Source organism: Amycolatopsis sp. SID8362, from assembly GCF_010550475.1.
Classification (GTDB): Bacteria; Actinomycetota; Actinomycetes; order Mycobacteriales; family Pseudonocardiaceae; genus Amycolatopsis; species Amycolatopsis eburnea.
In genome coordinates, this window is sequence record NZ_JAAGNB010001574.1 from 1 (window position 1) to 2,493 (window position 2,493).

The 2,493-nt window shown below is 73.6% G+C and carries 1 protein-coding gene and 1 pseudogene; both read right to left on the reverse strand.

Going from position 1 to position 2,493, the window contains the following annotated elements; genetic code table 11:
- Positions 1 to 1,122: pseudogene (locus G3I65_RS48735) on the reverse strand (hypothetical protein); the annotation flags it as partial.
- A 36-nt stretch (positions 1,123 to 1,158) separates the two neighbouring features.
- Positions 1,159 to 2,493 (reverse strand): ADP-ribosylglycohydrolase family protein (locus G3I65_RS48740; protein ID WP_239071906.1); only part of this gene is annotated, 1,335 nt, incomplete at its 5' end.

Sequence of the window (2,493 nt, forward strand, 5' to 3'; positions counted from 1 at the left end):
CTTGCGCAGGTAGTGCGGCACTGCGGCGGGCCAGATCCAGGTGCCGTCGGTGTGGAACGCGTTCGGCACGTCCGGCTTGGCGCCCGGCGCACCGAAGATGTCCGGCAGCGGCGCGGGCCGGTGCAGCGCGACCGGCGAGCGGAACAGGTAGTCGAGCACCCCGCGGATCTGGTCCGGCGGCACCGGCGGCCGGTTGACCACCGGGCGCTCGCCCTCGGTGTGCGCGTCCGCGGCCCGCGCGAGGCGGAACGCGATGTCCAGCGGGAGCCCGGCCTTCGCGGTCAGCCACGACGGCATGTGCTTCGGCGCGCGCGGGTAGGTCGCCAGCTCCAGCTCGTAGGCGGCGGTCGACGGGCGCCCGCCGTCGTTGGGCGGCACCCGCCAGTCCGGCTCGCGGTCGGCGTCGAAGTCGAAGTCGAACGACGACGCCGAGTCGAGCGTGAACGTGCCCTGGAACCAGGTGCCGGCCTCGGGCTGGAACATGGCGGCGCGCAGCCGCGCGAAGAGCCCGCCGAGCCGGGGCACCGCGGGCAGCGACACCGACACCGGGCCGTCTTCGTCGCCGACCGCGCGGACCTCGATCTCCGCGTAGTCGCCGACCTGCCGGAACTGTGCCCCGACCCGCGACCAGCCGCCCGGCACGGTGTGCAGGAGCGTCCGGCCGATCGCGCGCAGCAGCGCGTTCTGGTCGTCGGTGCCCGGCTGCGGCCGGGCCTCCGGCGCCTCGGTGAAGTCGAGCCGCGTCTGCCACAGCGCCGTGACCTGCTTGGCGGGCACGGTGACCGAGAAGTCGGTCAGCCCCAGCTGCGCCGCGCGGACGGCGTCGTCGCGGACCCAGCGCAGGGTCAGCTCGGGTCGCTCGCCCGGGGCGACCTCGAAGACCTCGCCGTCGTACTCCGCGAAGGTGCGCAGCGTGAACGTCGAGGGCACCTCGCTCGCCGGCACCACCCGCGCGGGCCGCCCGTCGTGCTCCTTGTCGAACCCGTCCGGCGCCTCTTCCTCCGGCAGCACGGACAGCAGCACGGTGCCGTCCGTGGTGGACCGCTGCGCGCGGAACGTCCCCTCGCCCCACGTCGCGTACAGGCCGTCCGGGCGTTCGGCCACCTCAACCCGGTAACGCACGTTTTGTCCTCCCCTGCCCCAGTGACCCCAGGAAACTTAGTCGACCGGGTACCGAGCGAACCACCGGTCGTCCTCCGGCGCACCCGGGCCGAATTCGGTGATCGCGTCGTCCGCCAGGCCGACGATGACGTCGCGGAGTTCCAGCTGCTCCAGCCAGCTCTTCCGCAGTGCTTCCTCGCCGTACATCGCGCCGACGAGGTTGCCGCAGACCGAGCCGGTCGAGTCGCTGTCCCCGCTGTGGTTGACCGCCGCGAGCAACGCCGTGTCGGCGTCCGCGGTGGTCAGCGCGACGTACACCGACATCGACAGCGCGGTCTCGCCGATGTTGCCCGCGCCGAGCGATTCGAGCTTCTCCGGCGTCGGCGGCCCCTGCTCGGCCAGCGCGAGCGCCGCGTCGAGCGCATCGCTCTGCTCCTCGTGCCCGGCGTGCTTCACCAGCTCGGCCCGTGCGGTCGCGACCGCGTCGAGCAGCGGCTGTCCGTGCAGCAGCTCGTGCACGATGACCGCGAAGCAGCCGGACGACAAATACCCGCTCGGGTGACCGTGGGTCAGCGCCGCGCTCTCGGCGCCGAGCTGGAACACCTCGGCGAGGTCGTCCGACCACAGCGCGACCGGCGCGGCCCGCATCACGCCGCCGCAGCCCTTCGAGTTGTTGATCGGCCGCTCGACGGTGCCGCGGACGCCCGAGCGGCCGTACGCCTCGAGCTCGCCGAAGCAGGTCAGGCCGGGCGCGCGGCGGCTGAACAGCTCCTGGTGGGTGATCAGCCAGCCGTCCGGCGCCTCGACCGCCGACTGCGGCCCGCGCGCCCGGTCCCACGCGACGCCCTGCGTGTGCAGCCAGCGCTGGTAGGCCAGCTGCAGCGAGTGCACGACGTCCGCGGACCCGGTCTTCCGCTGCTGGGCGTGCGCCCGGATCAGCGCTTCGAGGGTGAAGAGCGTCATCTGCGTGTCGTCGGTGATCCGGCCGACGCCGCCGTACGCGGGGATGAAGTCGGTGATGCCCGCCGGCCCGGCGATCTCGCGGATCCGGTCGATCGAGTCGAACTCCGTCTTCGCGCCCAGCGCGTCGCCGATCGCCCCGGCCAGCAGGCTCCCCCGCAGTCGCGATCGCATGTCCGGTCCCTTCGGCCGTGGGGTGAACCGGCCGCTCGGGTACCGGCGCTCCCACCGCGCGTGTTCCGCGGTCTCCGTCTGGAGGCCGTTGCGGTTGAAGTACCAGAAGACGTCGCTCGCGATGTCTTCCAGCAGCCCGAGGTCGGGCAGCGACGTCACCCAGGGCAGGCCGGGCAGGCCGCTCCGGGCACCGACCAGCGCGCCGGCGATGGCGCCTGCCACCGGGCCGGACCGCGCGGCGAGCGTGATCGCCGCCGC